This window comes from Montanilutibacter psychrotolerans, from assembly GCF_003719825.1.
In the GTDB taxonomy this organism is placed as follows: domain Bacteria; phylum Pseudomonadota; class Gammaproteobacteria; order Xanthomonadales; family Xanthomonadaceae; genus Montanilutibacter; species Montanilutibacter psychrotolerans.
Genome location: NZ_RIBS01000004.1, coordinates 15,373 through 35,944, shown reverse-complemented (window position 1 = coordinate 35,944; position 20,572 = coordinate 15,373). Strand labels below are relative to the sequence as shown.

Annotated in this window: 15 protein-coding genes; 11 read left to right on the top strand and 4 right to left on the bottom strand. The window is 68.5% G+C overall.

The annotated features are described in order from the left end of the window. Positions 1 to 28: 28 nt before the first annotated feature. A complete protein-coding gene (locus EER27_RS09330) occupies positions 29 to 520 on the bottom strand; it encodes a tRNA (cytidine(34)-2'-O)-methyltransferase (protein ID WP_123087845.1) in 492 nt (163 codons plus the stop codon). 60 nt (positions 521 to 580) lie between these two features. After that, the gene (locus EER27_RS09325) at positions 581 to 1,336 is read right to left on the bottom strand and encodes an SDR family oxidoreductase (protein WP_123087844.1); all 756 of its coding nucleotides are present in this window, start codon (positions 1,334 to 1,336) and stop codon (positions 581 to 583) included. A gap of 230 nt (positions 1,337 to 1,566) precedes the next feature. On the opposite strand from EER27_RS09325, the gene EER27_RS09320 reads away from it, so the two are divergent. The 3 genes from EER27_RS09320 to EER27_RS09310 all read left to right on the top strand — a co-directional run bounded on the left by EER27_RS09320 (position 1,567) and on the right by EER27_RS09310 (position 6,304). Then, positions 1,567 to 4,461, top strand: coding sequence for a M16 family metallopeptidase (locus EER27_RS09320; RefSeq protein ID WP_123087843.1), 2,895 nt, complete (start codon positions 1,567 to 1,569; stop codon positions 4,459 to 4,461). Between the two features lie 187 nt (positions 4,462 to 4,648). Next, a complete protein-coding gene (locus EER27_RS09315; RefSeq protein WP_123087842.1) occupies positions 4,649 to 4,978 on the top strand; it encodes a DUF4156 domain-containing protein in 330 nt (109 codons plus the stop codon). A gap of 309 nt (positions 4,979 to 5,287) precedes the next feature. Further along, entirely contained in the window at positions 5,288 to 6,304 is a 1,017-nt protein-coding gene (locus tag EER27_RS09310) for a 3-oxoacyl-ACP synthase III (RefSeq protein WP_123088153.1), read from the top strand. A gap of 494 nt (positions 6,305 to 6,798) precedes the next feature. Here EER27_RS09310 and EER27_RS09305 read toward each other — a convergent pair whose 3' ends face one another. Further along, positions 6,799 to 7,572, bottom strand: coding sequence for a hypothetical protein (locus tag EER27_RS09305; protein ID WP_123087841.1), 774 nt, complete (start codon positions 7,570 to 7,572; stop codon positions 6,799 to 6,801). A gap of 234 nt (positions 7,573 to 7,806) precedes the next feature. Between EER27_RS09305 and EER27_RS09300 the strand changes: the two genes are divergently transcribed. From EER27_RS09300 to EER27_RS09265, 8 genes are all read left to right on the top strand, one after another. Beyond that, positions 7,807 to 8,706: a M15 family metallopeptidase gene (locus EER27_RS09300; RefSeq protein WP_223807255.1), complete on the top strand. Its 900-nt coding sequence runs from the start codon at positions 7,807 to 7,809 to the stop codon at positions 8,704 to 8,706. A 236-nt stretch (positions 8,707 to 8,942) separates the two neighbouring features. Then, entirely contained in the window at positions 8,943 to 10,058 is a 1,116-nt protein-coding gene (locus EER27_RS17590; protein ID WP_425480830.1) for a PAAR domain-containing protein, read from the top strand. 54 nt (positions 10,059 to 10,112) lie between these two features. Next, a complete protein-coding gene (locus EER27_RS09290) occupies positions 10,113 to 10,556 on the top strand; it encodes a hypothetical protein (RefSeq protein ID WP_123087840.1) in 444 nt (147 codons plus the stop codon). Positions 10,557 to 10,749: 193 nt separating this feature from the next. Further along, positions 10,750 to 11,160, top strand: a complete 411-nt coding sequence (locus EER27_RS09285) for a hypothetical protein (RefSeq protein ID WP_123087839.1) — start codon at positions 10,750 to 10,752, stop codon at positions 11,158 to 11,160. A gap of 124 nt (positions 11,161 to 11,284) precedes the next feature. Beyond that, complete coding sequence (locus tag EER27_RS09280; protein ID WP_123087838.1) at positions 11,285 to 12,751, top strand: beta-ketoacyl-[acyl-carrier-protein] synthase family protein; 1,467 nt, start codon at positions 11,285 to 11,287, stop codon at positions 12,749 to 12,751. 21 nt (positions 12,752 to 12,772) lie between these two features. Beyond that, positions 12,773 to 16,609 (top strand): type VI secretion system membrane subunit TssM, encoded by a 3,837-nt coding sequence (tssM, locus tag EER27_RS09275; protein ID WP_123087837.1) that lies wholly within the window; start codon positions 12,773 to 12,775, stop codon positions 16,607 to 16,609. Beyond that, positions 16,609 to 17,592 (top strand): type VI secretion system-associated protein TagF, encoded by a 984-nt coding sequence (tagF, locus tag EER27_RS09270; RefSeq protein ID WP_123087836.1) that lies wholly within the window; start codon positions 16,609 to 16,611, stop codon positions 17,590 to 17,592. Before tssM ends, tagF begins: the two co-directional genes overlap by 1 nt. Positions 17,593 to 17,595: 3 nt before the next feature. Further along, positions 17,596 to 18,444 carry an OmpA family protein gene (locus EER27_RS09265; RefSeq protein WP_123087835.1) on the top strand — a complete coding sequence of 283 codons (849 nt, stop codon included), beginning with the start codon at positions 17,596 to 17,598 and terminating at the stop codon, positions 18,442 to 18,444. Positions 18,445 to 19,399: 955 nt separating this feature from the next. Here the strand turns inward: EER27_RS09265 and tssA are convergent. Continuing rightward, positions 19,400 to 20,449 carry a type VI secretion system protein TssA gene (gene tssA / locus EER27_RS09260; protein WP_123087834.1) on the bottom strand — a complete coding sequence of 350 codons (1,050 nt, stop codon included), beginning with the start codon at positions 20,447 to 20,449 and terminating at the stop codon, positions 19,400 to 19,402. Positions 20,450 to 20,572 lie beyond the last annotated feature (123 nt).

Genomic DNA, 20,572 nt, shown 5'->3' with positions numbered 1-20,572 from the left:
GCGCCCTTGCCGCAACCGGCGAAAGCGATCAGCTGCCGCCCATGTACCCGTGCTGTCGCCAGGCTTCGAACACGACCACGGCGACGGTGTTGGAGAGGTTGAGGCTGCGATTGTCGGGCTGCATCGGCAGGCGCAGGCGGTGCGCCTCGGGCAGCGACTCCAGGACATCGGCCGGCAGGCCGCGCGTTTCCGGGCCAAACAGGAAAGCGTCGCCGGGGCGATAGGCAGGGCCATCGAAGCGCACCTGGCCGCGCGTGCTGAGCGCGAACACACGCGGTGGGGCATCGCCGCGGGCCCGGTTGGCGTCGGCAATCGCGGCCAATGCGGTGGGCAGGTCGTCGTGCACCTGCAGGCGCGCGTACTCGTGGTAGTCCAGGCCGGCGCGGCGCAGCTGGCGGTCTTCGAGTTCGAACCCCAGCGGCCGGATCAGGTGCAGGCGTGCGCCGGTGTTCGCGCACAGGCGAATCACGTTGCCTGTGTTGGGCGGGATTTCGGGCTGGAACAGGATGACGTCGAACATCGCGCCATTATGCGGGGCGAGGCGACGCCTGCCGCAGCCGGCATGCCGCCCGAGCGGTGCTCACCACGCCACCGTGCCGCCCCGACGATCGAGAAACCGGCCGCTGTCGGCGAGCGTGGATGCGTCGATCACGGCCAGCAGCGCGGCCACCGCCTCGTCGGCGCCGAGGTCGGCATCGCTCCCGCCCATGTCGGTGCGCACCCACCCTGGATTGAGCGCCAGCACGGTGATGCCGCGATCGCGCAAGCCGTGCGCAAGCAGCGCGGTGGCCATGTTGAGCGCCGCCTTGGAAATGGCGTAGCTGGGCGTGCGGAACGCCTCGAGCAGACCGATCGAGCCCCAGCCGGAGGAGAGGTTGGCGACCGTGGCGCCGCGACGCGTCGTATCGCCATCGACCAGCAATGGCGCCAGAGCCTGAGTCAGCAGGAACGGGCCGGTGGCGTTGCTGCGCAGGCTGTCATCGAGGTTTGCCGCGGGAACCTGGCCGAAGCGCTCGCCCGAATGCAGGACGCCGGCGTTGTTGATCAGCAGGTCGATGCGAGCGCCGTCGTCCTCGCCGTCGAGGCCTGCCAGAAGCGGCAACTCGCGCGCGAGCTGTGCCACCGATTTCGGTTCGGCGACATCGAGCGGCAGCACGTGCAGCCGGCCGGGGTGTTCGCCGGCCAACCGGTTGAGCGCCTGCGCCTTGCCTGGATGTCGGCAGGTGGCAACCACACGGTCACCGCGGGCCAGCAGCTGGCGCGTGAATTCGAGTCCCAATCCGCGGTTGGCGCCCGTGACCACGCAGCGGCGCGGTTGCTGCGGGGGTCTGGTCATCTGGCGGGCCTCCCTGGCAGGGCGAAGGGCCAGTGTAGGGCGCGCGAGGGGCAAAGGGCGGTGGCCGGACCGGCCCGCCCGCCGTCTCGATTCGTCGTCCCGCCCACCTCCCTACCCAGACTTGTGGCCTAGTGCCCTGCAACGCCCGGCTGGTTAGGATCAAGAGTCGTCTGCGTGCCCGTGCCGTGCCCTTCGCCGGCCGCCGGCCGATCCCTTCCTGGAGTCTTCCTATGTCCACTTCCGCCCGCCCGCGCGCCACCGTGTTCAACCGGGGCGTGCTCGCCCTGGCCCTTGCCACCGCCATCGGCAGCGTCGGATTCGCGCCGGTGACCGCCGTTGCCGCCCCGGCGGCGACGGTCGACATCGCCCACGAGGAATTCACCCTCCCCAATGGCCTGCGCGTGATCGTGCACACCGACCGCAAGGCGCCGATCGTGGCGGTCAACATCTGGTACCACGTCGGCAGCAAGGACGAGCCGGCGGGCCGCAGCGGCTTCGCCCACCTGTTCGAACACCTGATGTTCAACGGCTCGGAGAACCACACGGGCGAATACTTCGAGCCCTTCGAACGGGTCGGCGCGACCGACATGAACGGCACCACCAACTCCGACCGCACCAACTACTTCCAGAACGTGCCGACCACCGCGCTGGACATGGCGCTGTGGATGGAGTCGGACCGCATGGGCCACCTGCTGGGTGCGATCGACCAGGCCACGCTCGACGAGCAGCGCGGCGTGGTGCAGAACGAGAAGCGCCAGAGCGAGAACCAGCCCTACGGCCAGGTCTGGGACAAGCTCGGCCAGGCCATGTACCCCGCGGGCCACCCGTACCACCACAGCGTGATCGGCTCGATGGCCGACCTCAACGCGGCGTCGCTGGACGACGTGAAGACCTGGTTCCGCACCTGGTACGGCCCCAACAATGCGGTGCTGGTGCTGGCCGGCGACATCGACGTGGCCACCGCCCGCGAGAAGGTCGCCAAGTACTTCGGCGACATCCCGGCCACGCCGACCATGGCCCAGCCGGCTGTCGACGTCGCCAAGCGCAGCCAGTCCACCCGCGAGACGATGCAGGACAAGGTCCCGCAATCGCGCATCTACCGCGTGTGGAACGTGGCCCAGACGGGCACGCCCGACCTCGATCGCCTGCAGCTGCTGGCGCAGGTGCTGGGTGGCAGCAAGAGCTCGCGCCTGGACAGCCGCCTGCTGCACGGCGACAAGCTGGTCGACAGCGTCAGCGCGGCGGCCTATGGCTCGCAGCTCGGCTCCAACTTCCTGATCACCGCCGACGTCAAGCAGGGTGTCGACGTGGCAAAGGTCGAAGCGATCATCGACGAAGAGCTCAAAAAGCTGGTCGCGCAGGGCCCGACCGCGGTCGAGCTGGCCCAGGCCAAGAACGTGATCCGCGCCGGCTTCATCCGTGGCATCGAACGCATCGGCGGATTCGGCGGCAAGGCCGATGCGCTGGCCGAATGCGCCACCTACTCCGGCGACGCCGGTTGCTTCCGCGACAGCCTGGCGACCATCGCCGGCAGCAACATCGACGACATCAAGGCCGTCGGCAGCCAGTGGCTGGGCGTGGGCGACCACACCCTGGTCGTGCTCCCGGGCGAGCGCGTGGCACTGGCCGAGGAGCCGGCGGTGACGCCGCCGCCGTTCAACCTGCCGCCGGTCGATGCCAAGTACGTCACCGCCGCCAGCGCGCTCGACCGCAGCGCCGGCGTGCCCATGCCGACGCAGTTCCCGCAGCTCAAGCTGGCGCAGTTGCAGCGCGCAACCCTGAGCAACGGGGCAAAGGTCATCCTGGCCGAACGCCATGACGTGCCGGTGGTGCAGTTCAACCTGCTGCTCGACGGCGGGTTCAAGGCCGATCAGGGCGCCAAGCTGGGCACCTCGAGTTTCGCGATGGGCATGCTCGACGAAGGCGCGGGCGACTACAGCTCGCTGGCGTTCGGCAACCGCGCCGAGTCGCTGGGCGCCAACCTCGGCGCCGGCGCCTCGCTCGATGGCGGTTCGGCGTATCTGTCGGCGCTCAAGGACCAGCTTGACCCGTCGTTGGGGCTGTTTGCCGACATGCTCGAGCGTCCGCGCTTCGAGCAGGCCGAGATCGATCGCGTCAAGGCCAGCTGGATCGCCGGCATCAAGCAGGAGAAGGCGCGTCCGAACTCCGCCGCGCTGCGCGTGCTGCCGCCGCTGCTGTACGGCGAGGGCCATCCGTACGCCATCCCCTTCAGCGGTAGCGGCACCGAGGCGTCGATCGATTCGCTGACGCGCGACGATCTGGTCGCGTTCCACCGGTCCTGGGTGCGTCCGGAAAGCGCCACCCTGGTCGTGGTCGGTGACACCACGCTCGCCGAGGTGGTGCCGTTGCTCGAGAAGCACCTGGGCGACTGGAAGGGCAACGGCGCCGCGCCGGCGGCCGGCAAGGCCGTGGCCGCGGTCGCTCGTCCGACGCAGCCGCGCGTGTTCCTGATCGACCAGCCCGGCGCCGTGCAGGCCAATCTGTTTGTCGGCGAACTCATGCCCTCGACCCGCGACCCGGGCGCGACGCGCCTGGAGATCGCCAACGAGGTCATCGGCGGTTCGTTCACCGCGCGCCTCAACATGAATCTGCGCGAAGACAAGAAGTGGTCGTACGGTTCGCGTTCGATCCTCACCGACGCCCAGGGCCAGCGCCCGTGGCTGGCGGTGGCACCGGTGCAGATCGACAAGACCGCCGAGTCGCTGCAGGAGATCCGTCGCGAGGTCACCGACTACGCCTCCGGCAAGGCACCGCCGACCGCCGAGGAAGTGGCCAAGATCCAGGCCAACGAGATCCGCAGCCTGCCGGGTGCGTTCGAGACGGCGGCGGCCGTGGCCAGCAGCATCGCCAGCAACGTGCGTTACGGCCGTCCGGACGACTACATCCTCCGCCGCAATGCCGAGGTCGAATCGATGACCCCGGCGCAGCTGGCCGAAGCGGCCAAGGCCATCGATCCGGCGGCGTTTACCTGGGTGGTGGTGGGCGATCTGAAGCAGATCCAGGAGAAGGTGCGCGCGCTGGACCTGGGCCAGCTGCAGGTGCTCGACGCAGACGGCAAGCCGGTTTCGGCGTCGACCTCGGCGGGTCAGGCGGCGGGGCAGTAAGGGCCTGCGTCGCCCGCCCCTGGTCCGCGCTGACGGACCGGGGCGCGGCGCCGATCCAAGGACGGGTCACCAGCGATTCATCGCGAGCGTTCTCAATAGCGGCGGTCCGGGCCACAATCCGGGCCGCCTTTTCGTTGCTGGCGATTGCCCTGCGCGCGCCGCGAACCGTCCGTTACAAGGAGTTGCCATGCGCCATCTGTTCGCCATTGCCGTTGTCTCCGCCGTTTTCGCCAGCGGGTGCACCTGGGTGCACATGGCGCCGGGGGCGAGCTCGGTACGCGTCCTGGGCGCGGGCGCGGCTCCGTCCAGTTGCGAGAAGCGCGGCGAGATCTCGGTGTCGGTCAAGGACCGGCTGGGCTTCTATGAGCGCAACGACCTGCGTGTGCGCGAGGAGCTGGAAACCCTGGCACGCAATGAGGGTCCGGGTCTGTCGGCCGACACGATCCAGCCGCTGGATGTGCCGCGCGATGGCTCGCAGCGGTTTGCGGCGTACCGCTGCGGGGGCACTTCGCGCTGATTCGGTCGCGCTGAGCGGACTCTGACGGGCCGTTCTGAGGGGCCATCCTGGCCCGGATGATCGGCCAGGGCGTTCTCGATGCTGGGCACGACTGCCTTGTTGCTGGGCGTGGTTGTGACACCCCGAGCCCACATCGACGCCGGCAGCGGGCCCGCCGCCGCGCGCGGTGGCGGTCTGGCGCCCGGCTGGGGTGGCCGCCGACCTTGGCCATCCCGCCTGGATCCGGCGCGTCCTGAGGCAGCGAACCCGGGTGCAGTGGCCGCGCGAACGCGTTAATCTAGATGGTTCTACGTTGCCGGTCTCATGCCCATGCTGTTCCAACACGTCGCCATCGCGGGCCTCGCCCACATCGATGCTCCCCATCGCCTCAGCTCGGACGAGATCAATGTGCGGCTCAAGCCCACCCTCGATCGCCTGGGCATCAAGGTCGACGTGCTCAAGGACATTGCCGGCATCCACGCCCGTCGCCTGTGGGACGGTGAAGTACAGGCCTCCGACGCCGCCACCCTGGCCGCCGTGAAGGCCCTGGCCGACGCCGGGATCGAGCCCGATCGCGTCGGTCTGCTGGTCAACACCTCGGTCAGCCGCGATTTCCTCGAGCCGTCCACGGCCAGCATCGTCAGCGGCAACCTCGGCCTGTCCGAGACGTGCCAGAACTTCGACGTCACCAACGCCTGCCTGGCCTTCATCAACGGCATGGACATCGCGGCGCGCATGATCGAGCGCGGCGAGATCGACTACGCGCTGGTCGTCGACGGCGAAACCGCCGGGCTGGCCTACGAGAAGACGCTCGAGCGCCTGACCTCGCCCGAAGCCACCGAAGAGCAGTTCCGCAACGAGCTGGCCACCCTGACGCTGGGCTGCGGCGCGGCGGCGATGGTCATGGCCCGCACCGAGCTGGCCCCGGGCGCACCGCGTTACCGTGGCGGCGTCACGCGCGCGGCCACCCAGTGGAACGGCCTGTGCCGCGGCAACCTCGACCGCATGGTCACCGACACCAAGATGCTGCTCAGCGAAGGCCTCAAGCTCGCCCAGCGCACCTGGATCGCCGCGCGCGGCGCGTTGGGCTGGGTGGTCGAGGAACTCGACGAATTCGTGATCCACCAGGTCAGCCAGGTCCACACCCAGGCCTTCATCAAGGCCTTCGGCATCGACCCGAAGAAGGTGCTGACGATCTTCGGCGAGCACGGCAACATCGGTCCGGCGTCGGTGCCGATCGTGCTCAGCAAGCTGCGCGAGATGGGCCGCCTCAAGAAGGGCGACCGGGTTGCGCTGCTCGGCATCGGCTCGGGCTTGAACTGCTCGATGGCGGAAGTCGTCTGGTAAGGCGCTGGCGATTCGCGGTGTCGGCGTAAGCGCCGGTTGTCCGCCCGCTTTGCACGGAAGGCCCGCGAAAGCGGGCCTTCTGTTGTTGGTGGAGCGGGTTCTGGCCCGGAGTGTGCGCCTGGCGGTTCGCGTCACCCGATTCGACGATTCGACGATTCGACGATTCGACGATTCGACGATTCGACGATTCGACGATTCGACGATTCGACGCGGCGCCCGGTCCGATGCGTCGATCTGAATGGGCGCTGCGCCGCACCCGATAACGCGGGCAGCGCGAACCCACCTGCCTGCCCCCGTTGCAACGGTTTGCCTGAAGCGCGCGTCGGGAGCGTCCGACCGCAGCCTCCGGCGGGAGCACGGGGTGTAGTCATCGCCTGGCGCGCAAAGGGGCTGGCGCGTGGGTCGGAAGTGACGCGTCGAAAACTGCGAGAGATCGCGTCGCCCGGCTCAGGCGGGCCGGATTCCGTGGTTGTGACCGGAGCGACGGGAAGCGATCAAGGTGCCGGGCAGGCCGGATCTTTTCCCGCGTGTTTCGCGCAGACCCGCTGACGGCAATCGATGCCGTTGGTGGTGTTGGCGCGCGGGCATTCGCGCAGCTGCGCCTGCAATTGCTCCGAGCGCGTGGGCGCGGCGGTCCGAGCGCTGCCGGCAGGCGCCGCGGCGACGGTTCTCACCGGCGACCCGCCGGCGGTGCCGCCACTGGCGCCGGCCACCGCGGGGTCACGCAGACGCTCGATGAGCGCATCGAGGGCGGCGTTGTCCTGCGAGCGCTCGCGTGTCTCCCCCTGCTCGATGTTGCGCAGCAGGGTGGCCAGCAGGTCGGGTTCGTTGCTGTTCGCACGCGGCGCGGCGGTGCCGGCCGGACGTGCCGACGCGGCGCGGCGCGGCGCGCTCGCGACGGTGTTCGATGGGTTGGATGCAAACGGTCCGAACGGGCTGGCCATCGCGGCCGCAGGTTCGCTCGGGTCGTGCTCCTCGGCCAATGCGAACGGGCTGTCTTCGGCCGCTGCTGCCGCGGCCAGCGGATTGGCCTGGTCTCCGTCGATCTCGTCGACGATGGTGGCCGGCGCGCTGCCTGGTGTTTCCGACATCGCGTCGGGGTTTGCAGTACTGGCCGCGAATGCCGTCGCGGGGTCGTGCTTGGCACTTCCGGAGCCGAACATCAGCCAGGTCCCCACCACCAGACCGAGCACCAGTGCACCCAATGCCAGACGCGCCGGCGCCACACGCCCGGGCCGCGGCACCGCGGCGCTCGGGCGGCTTTCCATGTCTGCTAGGATTCGCGGCGGCGCAGGGGTGGCCGTGGCGGTGTTGCTACCACCCGCCAGCAAGCTGGGGCGGTTCGGCTTGGCATCTTGCCGTTCCACTAGGACTCCTTTCCGGATCCGGCGATGGCCGGATGCGCGCAAGCCCGGATTCTGAGTCGCAGTTTGCGGCCCGTCAATTCAATACGGTTTCGCCTTGCCGCTTGATCGCGGACGGCGGCCCGCCAGCCAGGGAAGGTGTTTGCGGTGATCGTGCTGTGGATGGCGTTGGTGTTCGCCGTGGTATCGGTGCTGGTGTGGCTGGTGCTGTTCGACACCGCACGCGAGGCGGTGTTCGACCGCGCCGGGCGCATTGCCGCGGCGCTGGGATCAGTCCTCAGCCGTTGGCAGGACGGCGCCAGCAGCCGCGCCCAGGATTCCTCGCAGGCCGTGCGCGCCGCCAGTGGCCGGGTCGCGGGCAAGGTATCGCGGCACCGCTGGCTGCTGATCGCGTCGTTGCTGCTGGTGCTCGTGCCACCGTTGCTGACCCTGGCGCTGCGCCAGCGCGTGGCGCTGGGTTCGGTCGACGACGCGCCGATGCTCGCCTCCAATCCGCAGATCCTCGAACTGCTGCGCGGCGAGCGCCTGGTGCCGCCGCCCGAATTGCCGCCGGAAGTGTTCATCGCCGCCGAGGCCGAGGTTGAAGCGGTGCAGCAGCGCACCGGCGAGGTGGTGATCGCTCCGGAGAAGATCGCCAGCGCCGATCGCCGCTGGAACAACATCGATCCGGACTTCCAGCAGCGCGTGCTCGCGATCTACCAGGTCATGCGCCAGCACGGCTACGAAATGGTGCTGGTCGAGGGCTATCGCAGTCCCGAGCGCCAGGCGCGGCTGGCGGCCGGCGGCAAGGCGACGCGTGCCGGCGCCGGTCAGAGCTGTCACCAGTACGGGCTGGCGGTGGACAGCGCGCCGATGCGCGACGGCAAGCTGCAATGGAACATGGAGGATCCGTGGACCCGCCGCGGCTATTTCCTCTACGGCGAGCTGGCCCAGCAGGCCGGCCTGGAGTGGGGCGGCAACTGGCGCAGCATCAAGGACTACGTCCACCTGGAGATGAAGGATGCCTGCCGTTCGGCACGCCGCGCCGCGGGGCGCTGACGGCCACGGGCAACGCGGCGGCGACGCCCTCATGGCCCCGCCGGGATCCCCGACCCGGGTAGGGAATTACCTCGCCAAGTCGTCGGGGAATGCGGCAGAGGCCCCGGTTGCGCGACCATTCCCCATTCCGTTCGCCAATCTCCGCACTTCAGGGTGATAACGCGGCGGAACTCCTGATATCGTCGTCGATGCTGCGGGAATACCACCCGCTCGGCCAGCCAGCATGGAGCAAGGCAATGTCGAAACCGTTCATCGTCCTGGGGGACAAGACCGATCACGGCGGTGTGGTCCTTACCGCTTCCGCGCAGACGGACATCGCCGGCATTCCGGTCTCCAGGGTGGGTGACAAAGTCATGTGCCCTCGCTGCAAGGGGGTTTTCCCGATTGCCGCTGGCGACGCCACGCTGATCATCGACGGGCAGGCCGTCGCGCGGCATGGCGACAAGACCGCGTGCGGCGCAACCCTGATTTCCAGCCAGGCCCAAGTGCACGTTTCGGCGGGCGGCGGCGGAGGCGGTGGGGGCGGTGGCGGTGGTGCGCCAGCGAAGTCCAGCAGCAGTCCGTCCGGTGGCAATGCCTCGTCTTCGGGCGGTGCCGCCGGTGTGGCCAGCGCCGTGGGCGCGGCCCTGGCGGCTGCTCCCGCGCAGGTGGCTGGTGCCCTGAACTCGGCAGTCGAATCCGGAACCGAAACGGCGACGGCGCGGATGGCCGAGATCGAACGCGCACGCGGCGCCTCGGCGCGCGGCGGCTGGAAGGTCGCCGATGTCCTCAAGGAGCTGTGCCCGCAGGACAAGGCCGTGGTGGATCAACTCGCCAAGACCGATGTGGTGGTGGTCGACCGGGTCTACTTCGACGACCAGCACTATGACGGCAAGAAATGGCAGACCAAACGGTTTGAAGCGGGCGGAACGTCATCCGGCGGCGTGATCACCGTGCTCAGCGGCGAATCGCGCGATACCGCTGTCACCACGCTCTACCATGAGATCGTGCACGAAGTTCAACCCAACTCCATGAGTTGGACCGAAAAGGAAGTCGATGCTTACCTGAAAACGGAGCAATGGACGATCGGTCGTGGACTACCGGGACAGCAAGGAGACGACCTCCGCCAGCGCACCAGTACGGGCGATTGGGCCGCGGACAAATCCGCGATTGAGAAGTTCGTCCGCGCAAAGTACCCGGTTCCCCAAGGGCCGTCGGGTCCGATTCCGACCGCTATCGATGGCGCCGGAAATGTCGTGCTGAGCGATGGCAGCTCCCGTGCGCCAAAGCTGGGAGACAGCATTCCCGGCCCACAGGTGACCGAGGGCGAGCGCACCATTCCAAAATCCGCCTGGAAATGCCCGGGGCCGTGATCCGAAGTGCAGGTCCGAATGAACATGACACGACCTCCGCAGCGCCGACGAGTGATGAACGCGCTGTCGACAATCACCATTGCCCTGGTTGCGTTGCTGCTGTCGGGATGCGCCGCTTGGGCTGGAAAGGAACCAATGAATACGAATCTGGATGACGAGCGGCCCGTGGTCACGCTGGCGCTGGCCAATGACGAGGTGGCGGTTGGACTGCCTGAGCTGGAGCAACTGAAGGCGCAATTGCTGCTGGCGTTGCGCAGGGCGAACCCGGCCGACTTCGGCGCACTGGCAGACGAGCTGGGCGACGCCAAGTGCTTCATCGCCGGTGGGAGTGGTCACATCGGCGCGTGGCAGCTTGGCGTCCGCAGAGGGGAGGCGGTGCTGGTCAGGCAACAGATGCCGCGGGCACCCATGATGTTGTTCCACGTCGCTCGAGTGTCCTACGACGGTGGCATCTGGCAGGTCCAGGGCGTCTCCATCGAGAAGGTTTCGGCACGTTGATGTGCGTGCCGGGTCCTGGGGCTCGGTGCGACGTCGATGCAGAATGCGCAAAGGACAGGGAGCGTTGAAGGCGTGATGGCAAGGAGGGGGGGCGTGAAATCGGCGATGTCCGCACCTGCGGCCCGCGATGCTCGATCGTTGGACGAAGGCGGCAGCCGTGACCGGTAGATTCGCTTGGGCCTTCTGTGTGTGCATGGGGCTGATTGGCTCCGCGATGGCGCACGTGGAAAGCGGAACCATGCAAGCGCAAGGTGAAGCCGAAACGGCCAAACTGATGCTGCCGGAAGGTTCTTCTGCTGTGTCAGCGCGGGATATGGAAGCGATCAAGCTGGCGCTGCACTCCGCGCTCTCAGATCGCGCAGAAGCCAATCCCACCGACTTTTCCCCGCTGATCGCCGAGCTGGCTGTCGTGGCAGTCTGGTTCGATGGTGGAGTGGCGCACATCGGACCCTGGGAGCTGGGCGTGCGGAAACATCAGATTGTCCTGGTGCGTCGCCCACCACCAACGCCAACGAGGTTGTTCTATGTGGCCCGGCTGGGCAGAACGGCTGAGCAACAATGGCGTGTATCGCAAATTGACATCGAGGTCGTGCATGGGAGTTGATGGACCAGGTGGCGGCCACTGAAACCACGTCGCTGAGTCCCCGCCTGACGTGGCGATGTGAGTGCCTCGCGACAAATGGATGCGAGCTGAGACGACAAGGGAATATGGACGCAGGATGCAACGAATGAACATTGCGACGTTCGCGCGCCGCGCGATTGGCGCGATCGGCGTGTTCCTGCTGGTTGGCGCCGTTGTGGTGTTCTACTGGCAAGTCGAGGACATCAGCCCCAGCGCTGGCGACCTCGCCGGCTGGCTGGTCGGGTTGCCGCTGGCGCTGATTGGCGGCTACTGGATCACACGCTGGGCCGTCGCCAGATCGAAGGCGCGTGCCGCCGCTGCACCCGCGGCCGGCGATGCGCCCGCGGGCGACGCGCCCGGTGCTGTCGATGACGGCGTGCCCGTCGACATGCAACTGCAGCTGCTGGCCAGCGCGGTGATGCTGCCTGCCGGCAGCGACCCGGTGGCGGTTGCCGCGGCGCTGGTTGAACCCAAGCGCCCGTCGTTGCACGCCACGCTCAAGGACGCCGCGGGTCTGCCGGTGTTTGCGGCACCCGTCGAGGACGTCGATGCGCAATCCGTGCAGGCGCCGTTGCGCGCCGCGCACACCAGCGAAGAACCGTTCGAGCGGCTGTTCCCCGAAGAACGCCTGCGTGCGATCGCGGCACTGGATCCGGTGGCCGACGAACTGTTGCTGCGCGCGCTGCCACCGGCAGCGGCGGAAGAAGAGCTCGAAACCTGGCAAGCGCATGCGGCGCGCAAGCGTGTGGTGACCGTCGAGCCGGTGCTGCGCATCCGCCTGCTGTTGCCGGCCTCGTGGCCTGCCGCCGCGCGCCAGACCGGCGGGGACTGGCTGCAGGCCAAGGCCGTTGCCATCGGGCACGTTCCGGCACAGGTAACGGTCGAGGTCATGGCGGTGCACGGGGCCGGCGAGGTCTGGCGCCTGGTCGACCAGCTCGCCCAGGCACAGGCGCGCCAGCCGGATCCGGACCTGCAATTGCTGCTGGCGGCGCACTCCCAACTGGGCGAAGAGAGCGTCAGCCACCTCGCGGCCGCCGCGCGGCTGCTGGGCTCCGGGCGACCCGAAGGCATGATCCCGGGCGAAGGCGCCGCCGGCCTGTTGCTTGCCTGCCCGTCGCGCGCCATCGACCCCGAAGCAAAACCGCAACGCCTGCATCGCATCGTCCACGGCCAGGCCGGCAGCGGTCGTGGCGCCGCGCGCGACGCCGCGCGCCTGCTCGAGCGCGCACTGGCCAGCGCCGTGCACACGCCCGATCGCATCACCACCGTCTTCAGCGACGCCGACCATCGCCCCAGTCGCGCGGTCGAGGCCGCCGGCGCGGTGGCCGCGACGTTGCCCGAACTCGATCCGTCCAGCCAATGCCTGCACCTGGGCGTGGCCTGTGGCGACGGCGCGCATGTCACGCCGCTGGCGTTGCTGGCGGTGGCTGCCGCCCAGGTGGGCGAAGGCCAGACGCCGGTGCTCGTGCTTGGCGTTGCCGACCACGCGGCGCGCGCCGCTGTCGTGGTGTCGCCCCCACCCCCGATTGATTCTCCCGACCCGACGGCCGAAGCGCCGGCGGGTGCCGCCTAACGACGTATGGAAGTGGTCTGAATGAGCAGTCTCCGCTATTGGCTGATGGATTTCCGGGTGCAGGCCGCAATCGGCTTGTTGGCCGTTGCCGCGTTTGCGTATTTCGGCGCTGAGAAGCTGAAGAGCGCCGGCGCCTGGATGGTTGCCATCGCGCTGTTCGCGCTGCTGGTGTGGCTGATCGTCTGGATAGTGCGCAAGATGCAATCGAGGCGGGCCGCCCGGCAGCTCGACGCGATGGTGCAGCAGCAGGCCGACCATGCCGTCGCCAGTGCGGCTCCGGCCGCGCGCGCGGACGCCGAGGTGCTGCGCGAGCGCATGGCCGAGGCTGTCAAGGCGATCAAGACCTCCAAGCTGGGCCTGATGAAGGGCAACGCGGCGCTCTACGAGTTGCCGTGGTACGTGATCATCGGCAACCCGGCCGCCGGCAAGAGCACCGCGATCCTCAACTCGGGCCTGCGTTTCCCGTTCGAGGACAACCGCAGCAACGTCATCCACGGTCTGGGCGGCACGCGCAACTGCGACTGGTACTTCACCACCGAAGGCATCGTGCTCGACACCGCCGGCCGCTACACGGTCAGCGCCGAGGACCGCCTGGAGTGGCTGACCTTCCTCGACCTGCTCAAGAAGAACCGCCCGCGCGCGCCGATCAACGGCATCATCATCGCCGCCTCGATCGCCGAGCTGTCCGGCAGCAAGCCCGAGTTCGCGATCGACCTGGCCAAGAACCTGCGCCAGCGCGTGCAGGAGCTCACCGAGCGGTTGGAAGTGTTCGCGCCGGTGTACGTGGTGTTCACCAAGGCCGACCTGATCTCCGGCTTCGCCGAGTTCTTCCGCAATCTCGATCCCTCCGAGCGCGAGAACGTGTGGGGCGCCACCCTGCCGTACGACCCGAATGGCGGCACCGATGCGCTGGCCGCGTTCGATGGCCATTTCGACCAGCTCTCCGAAGGCCTCAAGGAAATGAGCCTGACGCAGATGGCGATGCAGCGCGGGCGCGAGGTGTCGCCGGGCCTGCTGACCCTGCCGATGGAGTTCACCGGCATCAAGCCGGCGCTGCGCACGTTCATCGCCACGTTGTTCGAAGAAAACCCGTACCAGTTCAAGCCGGTGTTCCGTGGTTTCTATTTCACCAGCGCGCTGCAGGAAGGCGTGTCGGTGCAGCCGGCGTCGGAGCGCGTGGCGCGCCAGTTCGGTCTGCAAGGGCGTGCCGCGGCTGGCGAGCGTGGTCCGATCTCGGACGGCGGGCACTTCCTGCTGGGCCTGTTCCGCAAGGTGATCTTCGCCGACCGCCAGCTGGTCAAGCAGTACTCCAGTCCATCGCGCAACAAGCTGCGCTATGCCGCGTTTCTTGGCGCGGTGATCGCGCTGGGCGTTGCGCTGACCGGCTGGACCTGGTCGTACACCGGCAACCGCCAGCTGGTCGAGAATGTGGGCCGAGACCTGGACAAGGCAATCGGCCTGCAGAAGGGTCGCGTCGACCTGCAATCGCGCATCGATGCGCTGCTGCTGCTGCAGGACCGCATGGAAGAACTCCAGCGCTACCGCAAGGAGCACCCGCTGCAACTCGGCCTGGGCCTGTACCAGGGTGATCGCATCGAACAGAAGCTGCGCACTGAGTACTTCAACGGCATGCGCCAGCTGATGCTCGATCCGGTGGGCGCCAAGCTCGAGTCCTACCTCAGCCAGGTCATCGCCCGCCGCGGTGAAATCCGCCCGGTGGCGATCGCCGGCGCCGGCTCGCCGGCCGATCCGTTCGCCGCCGGCAACGGCGATGCCGCCGCGCAGGCCGCCGACAAGCCCGCCGCCACGGACAAGCTCTACCAGGACGCCTCGCCGACCGATGCCGAGGATGCCTACAACGCACTCAAGACCTATCTCATGCTCGGCGATCGCAGCCGCGCCGAGAGCAGTCACCTCAACGACCAGCTCACCCGCTTCTGGCGAGGCTGGCTCGAGGACAACCGCGGGCAGATGTCGCGCGAGCAACTGCTGCGTTCGGCCGAACGCCTGATGAGCTTCTACGTCGCCCAGGCCACCGACCCGGCCTGGCCGCAGCTTGATCCGAAGTTCAGCCTCGTCGACGACAGCCGACAGGCGCTGCGCCAGGTCATGAAGGGCACGCCCGCGCGTGATCGCGTCTATGCGCTGATCAAGCAGAAGGCCGCCGTGCAGTACGCGCCGACCACGGTCGCCAAGCTGCTCGGCGACGACGCCGGCAAGACCGCAGTCGCCGGCAGCTACCAGGTTTCGGGCACGTTCTCGCGCGCGGCCTGGGAGGGTTACGTCAAGGACGCCATCAAGGAAGCGGCCAACAGCGAGCTGAGCAGCACCGACTGGGTGCTCGAAGCGACCGTGCAGAACGACCTCACCCTGGCCGGTAGCCCCGAGCACATCCAGCGCGAGCTGGTGGCGCTGTACAAGGCCGACTACGCGCGCGAGTGGCGCAAGTTCCTGCAGGGCGTGACGGTGTCCGACTTCGGCACGTTCGACCAGACCGTGACGCAGATGAACGGTCTCGGCGATCCGGCCAACTCGCCGCTGCGCAAGCTGCTCGAGGCGGTCAACCGCGAAACCATCTGGGACAACCCGGCTGCCGCCAGCCAGCTCGGCGCCGCGGCGCAGAAGGGCTTCGTGGCATGGTTCAACCGCGTGATCATGCGTCGCAACCCCACCCAGTTCGCCGTCGAGATCAATCCCGATACCGGCAAGCAGGTGCCGGTCGGGCTGGGTCCGATCGGCAAGGAGTTCGAAGGCCTGGCGCGCCTGATGGCCGTGCGCGAAGGCAACCCGCCCTTGCTCAACGCCTACTTCGAGGCGCTGGGCAAGGTGCGCACGCGACTCAACGCGATCAAGACCCAGGGTGACCCGGGTCCGGGCGCGCGCAAGCTCATGCAGGAAACCCTCGAAGGCACGGGTTCCGAACTCGCCGACGCGCAGCGTCTGGTCGATGAGCAGATGCTCAACGGCCTCAACGACAGTCAGCGCCAGGCGTTGCGCCCGCTGCTGGTGCGCCCGCTGATGCAGACCTTCCAGGCGCTGGTGCGTCCGACCGAGGGCGAGATCAACCGCGTCTGGACCGCGCAGGTGTACGAGCCCTTCCGCAGCGGCATCGGCCAGATGGCGCCGTACAACACCACGGCCACGGTGCAGGCCGCGCAGGCCGACCGCGACGCGATCTTCGGCCCGAACGGCGCGATCGCCAAGTTCGCCAGTGACGCGCTTGGCAGCCTGGTCACGCGTCGTGGCACCGTGCTCGACCCCGCGCGCTGGGCCGACATCGGCGTGAACCTGCGTCCGGAACTGCTGGGCGGCTATGCCAACTGGGTGGGCGGCAATGGCGCGGCCACGCAGTCGAGCACCGTGCTCGAACTGATGCCGGGTCCGGCCGAGGGCCTGGAGTACAGCATCACCATCGACGGCCAGACACTGCGCTATCGCAACACGCCGCCGCAGTGGATGACCTTCCAGGTGCCGAACCCGCCGAACCCGCCGGGCGTGCAGATCCGCGCCATCACCACCGACGGCCGCACCGTCGAGCTCATGAACCAGCCCGGCACCGACGCGCTCGGCGAAATGTTCTCCAAGGGCGGCGGCCGCAAGATCGGCGAGAACCTCTATCAGATGAACTGGTCCGCCGACGGTGCGTCCGCCTCCGTGCAGATGCGCATCGTCAGCCGGCCGGTCGCCGGTGGCGCGACGGGCGCAGGCGGCCAGAGCCACAAGGGCCTGCAACTGCCGGCCGTGGTCGCCGGGCCGGTGGCCGCCACCGCACCGGGCGGCGTGCCGGCCGAGGCCACCGGCACCGCAGCCGCCGCCCCGGCTCCCGCCGCCACGCCGTCGACCGCGGGAGCCAACTGATGCTAGCCGTCGACGCCGGTTTGCCGGTCAGCTATTTCGGCAAGTTGCCCTCGCGGGGTGACTTCGTGCGGACCACCGACAACCACCAGCTGATGCTGCTGCTGGATCGCTGGGCCGGCAGCGGGCTTGAGCTGCTCGCCCAGGATCCGGGCTGGAAGCAGTACTACGACGGGGCGCCGCCGATCCATTTCGCGTTCCTGGGCTCGCGCAGCCGGCTCGCGATCGGCGGCCATTTCCTGCCCAGCCGCGACGCGTCCGAGCGGCGCTTCCCGTTCCTGGCAGCGAGCCGTTTCGAGGTCACGCAGCCGTTACCGTTCATCGCCCGCAGCCCGCTGGCCATGTCGCGCTTGTGGACGGTGCTCGCGCGCCAGGGCCGCCAGGCCGTGGCGGCAGAGGACGCTACCCCGGTGCTTCGCGAAATCGCCGAAAGCCGCGTCGCAGTCAGCCCCGATCCGGGCGTGTACGAGGCGCCGTTCGCCGATTTCCTCGACCTGCAGGACATCGGCTCGTTGCAGGAACTGCTGCGCCAGTCCGGCCACCCGCAACTGCGCCTGCGCTGGCTGTTGCCGGCCCTGGGCCTGCTGTTGCAGCCGGTGGTTGGCGGCGGCGCGCGCATCGACAAGGCGCTCGCCTTGCCGCTGCCGCGTGATGCGCTGTACCGCCCGCTGGTGGCCGCGTTCTGGCTCGACCTGATCAGCGGCTTCCTCGCGCGCGCCGAGTACGAACTGGCGATCCTGCTCAAGGACGACGCCAACCCGCAACTGCTGATCGGCTTCAATGGTGCGGACGGCCGAACCCTGCAGGCCGCGCTCGATCCGCAGTTCGCGACCGAACACATCATCCGTGTCGACGATGCCGAATGGGTCGAGGAACAAGTCGCCAGCGACTACGCCCTCAACAAGCTCGTCAGCTACATCGAACGCGACGAGCTGTCGCTGCGCGTGGCCCGCCGGGCCTTCGCCGAAACCTTCCTTGGGTCCTGAGTCATGCGTACGAGTCTGCGTTTCCTCCTTGCTACCGGCTTCGGCCTGACCCTGCTGGGCGCCCACGCCCAGACGGCGGTAACGCCGTTGCCCGCGTCCGCGCCGGTGGCAGTGGCGCCAATAGCGCCGGCGGGCAACACCGCCGCGATCGGCACGCCGGCCGAAAAGCCGGTGATCGCGTCGGGCACCGTGCCCGACGAGGCCACCAAGGCCGCCGTGCTGGCGCGCCTGCGCGAGTTGTACGGCGCCGCCCGCGTGGTCGACCGCATCGAGGTTGCCAGCGTGGTCGCGCCGGCCAATTGGAGTGAGCACGTACTCGGCATGCTGACCCCCGACCTGCAGCAGGTCACCGGCGGCCAACTGGAGATCGCCGGCAACAACGTGCGCGTCAGCGGCAACGTCGGCAACGAGGCGCAGCGCCAACAGGTCGCCAGCCGGTTGTCGACCGCGCTCAACGACAACTACCGCGTGACCAACGCGCTCAAGATCGCCGCCACCCAGCAGGTCGTGCTCGACCAGGCGCTGGCGGGCCGAATCATCGAGTTCCAGAGCGGCAGCTCGATCCTCACTCCGCAGGGCACTGCGATCCTCGACGAGATGGCCGCGGCGCTGAAGAAGATCGGCAACAAGCGCGTCGAAATCATCGGCCACACCGACAGCGTCGGCGTTCGCACCAGCAACGTCGCGCTGAGCATGTCGCGCGCCACCGCGGTGAAGGCCTACCTCGAGCAGTCCGGCATCGCCTCCACCAGCCTCAGCGTGCAGGGCCTCGGCCCCGATCAGCCGGTCGCCGACAACGCCACGCCGGAAGGCCGCGCACGCAACCGCCGGATCGAGTTCAAGGTGCTTTGATCGAACATTCGGCATGCGGTCGAGGCTGTCGTGGCCGCCGCGGCCGCAACGCCTCTCATGCCATTGTCACTGCCACCGGCGACGCGCACCGATCGCGTCGCCGGTGATGGATCGCGCCTTCTGATCGTCGTCCCCTAGGGGGGCGATGGCAGCGCAATCGCTCCCACGATTTCGATTTCGATTTCGGTGCGGGCGCGGCGGCTGCCGCTGCGTTTGGGGGCTTCAACGACAGCCCATCGGTAGGGGCTCAGTGCCACTGTGCTAGCAGCCGTGCCTCGGACTGGCGTGGGTGCTGCGCGCAAGCGTAGGCCAGCAGTTGGTCACGACGAACGCGTCGCGACTCGCTGGCGTTTCGCCGCGGACGCGTGCGGGCCAGTCGCCGGTCACGTCAGGCCAGCAACAAAGTGCCATCGTGCTGCCAGTCGCGCGCGCGTCGGTCTGGCGATCGGTACGCGCGCATACGTAAGGAAACACCGCCCACGACGAACGCGACGCGACGCGACGCGCTGGCGCTTCGCCGCGTGATGCGGACGCGTGCGGGCCAGTCGCCGGTCACGTCAGACAGGTAACAAAGTGCCGTCGCGCTGCCAGTCGCGCGCGTCGGTCTGGCGATCGGTACGCGCGCATACGTAAGGAAACACCGCCCACGACGAACGCGACGCGACGCGACGCGCTGGCGTTTCGCCGCGTGATTCAGACGCGTGCGGGCCAGTCGCCGGTCACGTCAGACAGGTAAAAATGTGCCGTCGCGCTGCCAGGCGCGCGCGTCGGTATAGCGATCGGTATGCGCGCAAGCGCATGGAAACACTTGCCCACGACGAACGCGACGCGACGCGCTGGTCCTTCGCCACGCGATGCCGGCGCGCGCGGACCGTTCGCCGGCCACGTCAGGCAGCGCAACAAGAAGCCGGCGGACAGCCCTTCCCGGCCCGTCCGCTCAGCGTTCCGGACCCGCTCAGTCGTTGCTGCTGTCGGCGTCGCCGATGTCGAGCAGCTCCTGCATCTGGGTCAGCGTGTTGTCGTCCTTGATCACGCGCTTGAGCCAGACATGCAGCGGCATCTCGCCCCAGCGAGCGGCCTTGTCGGCGAGGTAGGCGACCGGGCTGTGTGGTTCGGTGCGTCGGAAGAAATCTGCGACCCGGCGCAGCTGTGCGATGGCTTCCTTTCGCGTGGTGATCGCGCCGTTTCCGGCCGGTGCCGCGTTGGCTGGCTCGCTGCCGCCAACGCCGGGCGTGATCGGCAAGCTGGGGCTGTCCTCGGCGACGCCGTCGACCAGCACGCCGGCCTCGCGAGCGAAGCGCCGCACGACATCGTTGATGTGGTCGAGCTGATCGCGCACGGCGGTAAAGCTGGGTCCGTCCTGGCCGAGTCGTGCGTCGACTGCCTGTTCGAGCTCCTGCAGCGCCAACCGGCAATCGGGCACCACATCCATCAGCTGCACGTAGAACTCGTGGCTGGTGTCGCGTCGCGCGGCTTCCAGCATTTCCAGGCTCGGACCGCTGTGGTCGCCACCGTCGACACGGCGCGCGCGCGCAGCCTCGAAGTCCGCGAGGCCGAAACGCCCCTGCGGTGCCTGTACCAGCGGCAGCTTGCGCAGCCAGTCGGCCGAGTGGGTAAGCAACCAGCTGAGGTTGCCGATGCGCTGCTCGAGGTCGCCGTCCTCCACTTGCGGATGCACATCGTCCCAGTGCAGGTCGCACAGCCCGGCAACCAGCCGGTAGCCGCGTGCCAGTCCCGTAAACCCGTGCAGCTGCGTGTGCGCTTCGGCCCACCAGACAGCCAGGCGCAGGTCCTTGCTGCGGTCGCGCAGCAGCTGGCTGGTCTGGGCGGCGACGCCCTGCCAGTCGGCGGACTTCAGGTCGGTGACCCAGTCGCCTTGTTCCAGGGTCGGATCGTCGGAGCGACGCGCCTCCAGGATCGTGTCGTATTCGGACGAGAACGAAAGGTCCTCGCCGGCGGGGGCGGTCCCGGGGATCGGGGCCAGCAGCGCATCCAACTCGAGCATGGCAGTCCATTGCAGTAGGGCAGGCTGCCGATGATACCCAGCCGCCGCATGCTGATGCGACCGTCTGGAGGCGAGCCGTGCCGCCGCTGCGTGCGCGCGACGGACGTGCCAGGCAGGTGTCGC

Excerpts from the sequence above, each read along its gene's own strand:
- EER27_RS17590 (WP_425480830.1), top strand. The coding sequence starts at position 8,943 with ATGTCGAAACCGTTCATCGTCCTGGGGGACAAGACCGATCACGGCGGT.
- EER27_RS09285 (WP_123087839.1), top strand. The coding sequence starts at position 10,750 with ATGGGGCTGATTGGCTCCGCGATGGCGCACGTGGAAAGCGGAACCATG.
- EER27_RS09290 (WP_123087840.1), top strand. The coding sequence starts at position 10,113 with ATGAACGCGCTGTCGACAATCACCATTGCCCTGGTTGCGTTGCTGCTG.
- EER27_RS09315 (WP_123087842.1), top strand. The coding sequence starts at position 4,649 with ATGCGCCATCTGTTCGCCATTGCCGTTGTCTCCGCCGTTTTCGCCAGC.
- tssA (WP_123087834.1), bottom strand. The coding sequence starts at position 20,449 with ATGCTCGAGTTGGATGCGCTGCTGGCCCCGATCCCCGGGACCGCCCCC.
- EER27_RS09310 (WP_123088153.1), top strand. The coding sequence starts at position 5,288 with ATGCTGTTCCAACACGTCGCCATCGCGGGCCTCGCCCACATCGATGCT.
- EER27_RS09320 (WP_123087843.1), top strand. The coding sequence starts at position 1,567 with ATGTCCACTTCCGCCCGCCCGCGCGCCACCGTGTTCAACCGGGGCGTG.
- tssM (WP_123087837.1), top strand. The coding sequence starts at position 12,773 with ATGAGCAGTCTCCGCTATTGGCTGATGGATTTCCGGGTGCAGGCCGCA.
- EER27_RS09265 (WP_123087835.1), top strand. The coding sequence starts at position 17,596 with ATGCGTACGAGTCTGCGTTTCCTCCTTGCTACCGGCTTCGGCCTGACC.
- EER27_RS09280 (WP_123087838.1), top strand. The coding sequence starts at position 11,285 with ATGAACATTGCGACGTTCGCGCGCCGCGCGATTGGCGCGATCGGCGTG.
- EER27_RS09305 (WP_123087841.1), bottom strand. The coding sequence starts at position 7,572 with ATGGAAAGCCGCCCGAGCGCCGCGGTGCCGCGGCCCGGGCGTGTGGCG.
- EER27_RS09325 (WP_123087844.1), bottom strand. The coding sequence starts at position 1,336 with ATGACCAGACCCCCGCAGCAACCGCGCCGCTGCGTGGTCACGGGCGCC.
- EER27_RS09330 (WP_123087845.1), bottom strand. The coding sequence starts at position 520 with ATGTTCGACGTCATCCTGTTCCAGCCCGAAATCCCGCCCAACACAGGC.
- tagF (WP_123087836.1), top strand. The coding sequence starts at position 16,609 with ATGCTAGCCGTCGACGCCGGTTTGCCGGTCAGCTATTTCGGCAAGTTG.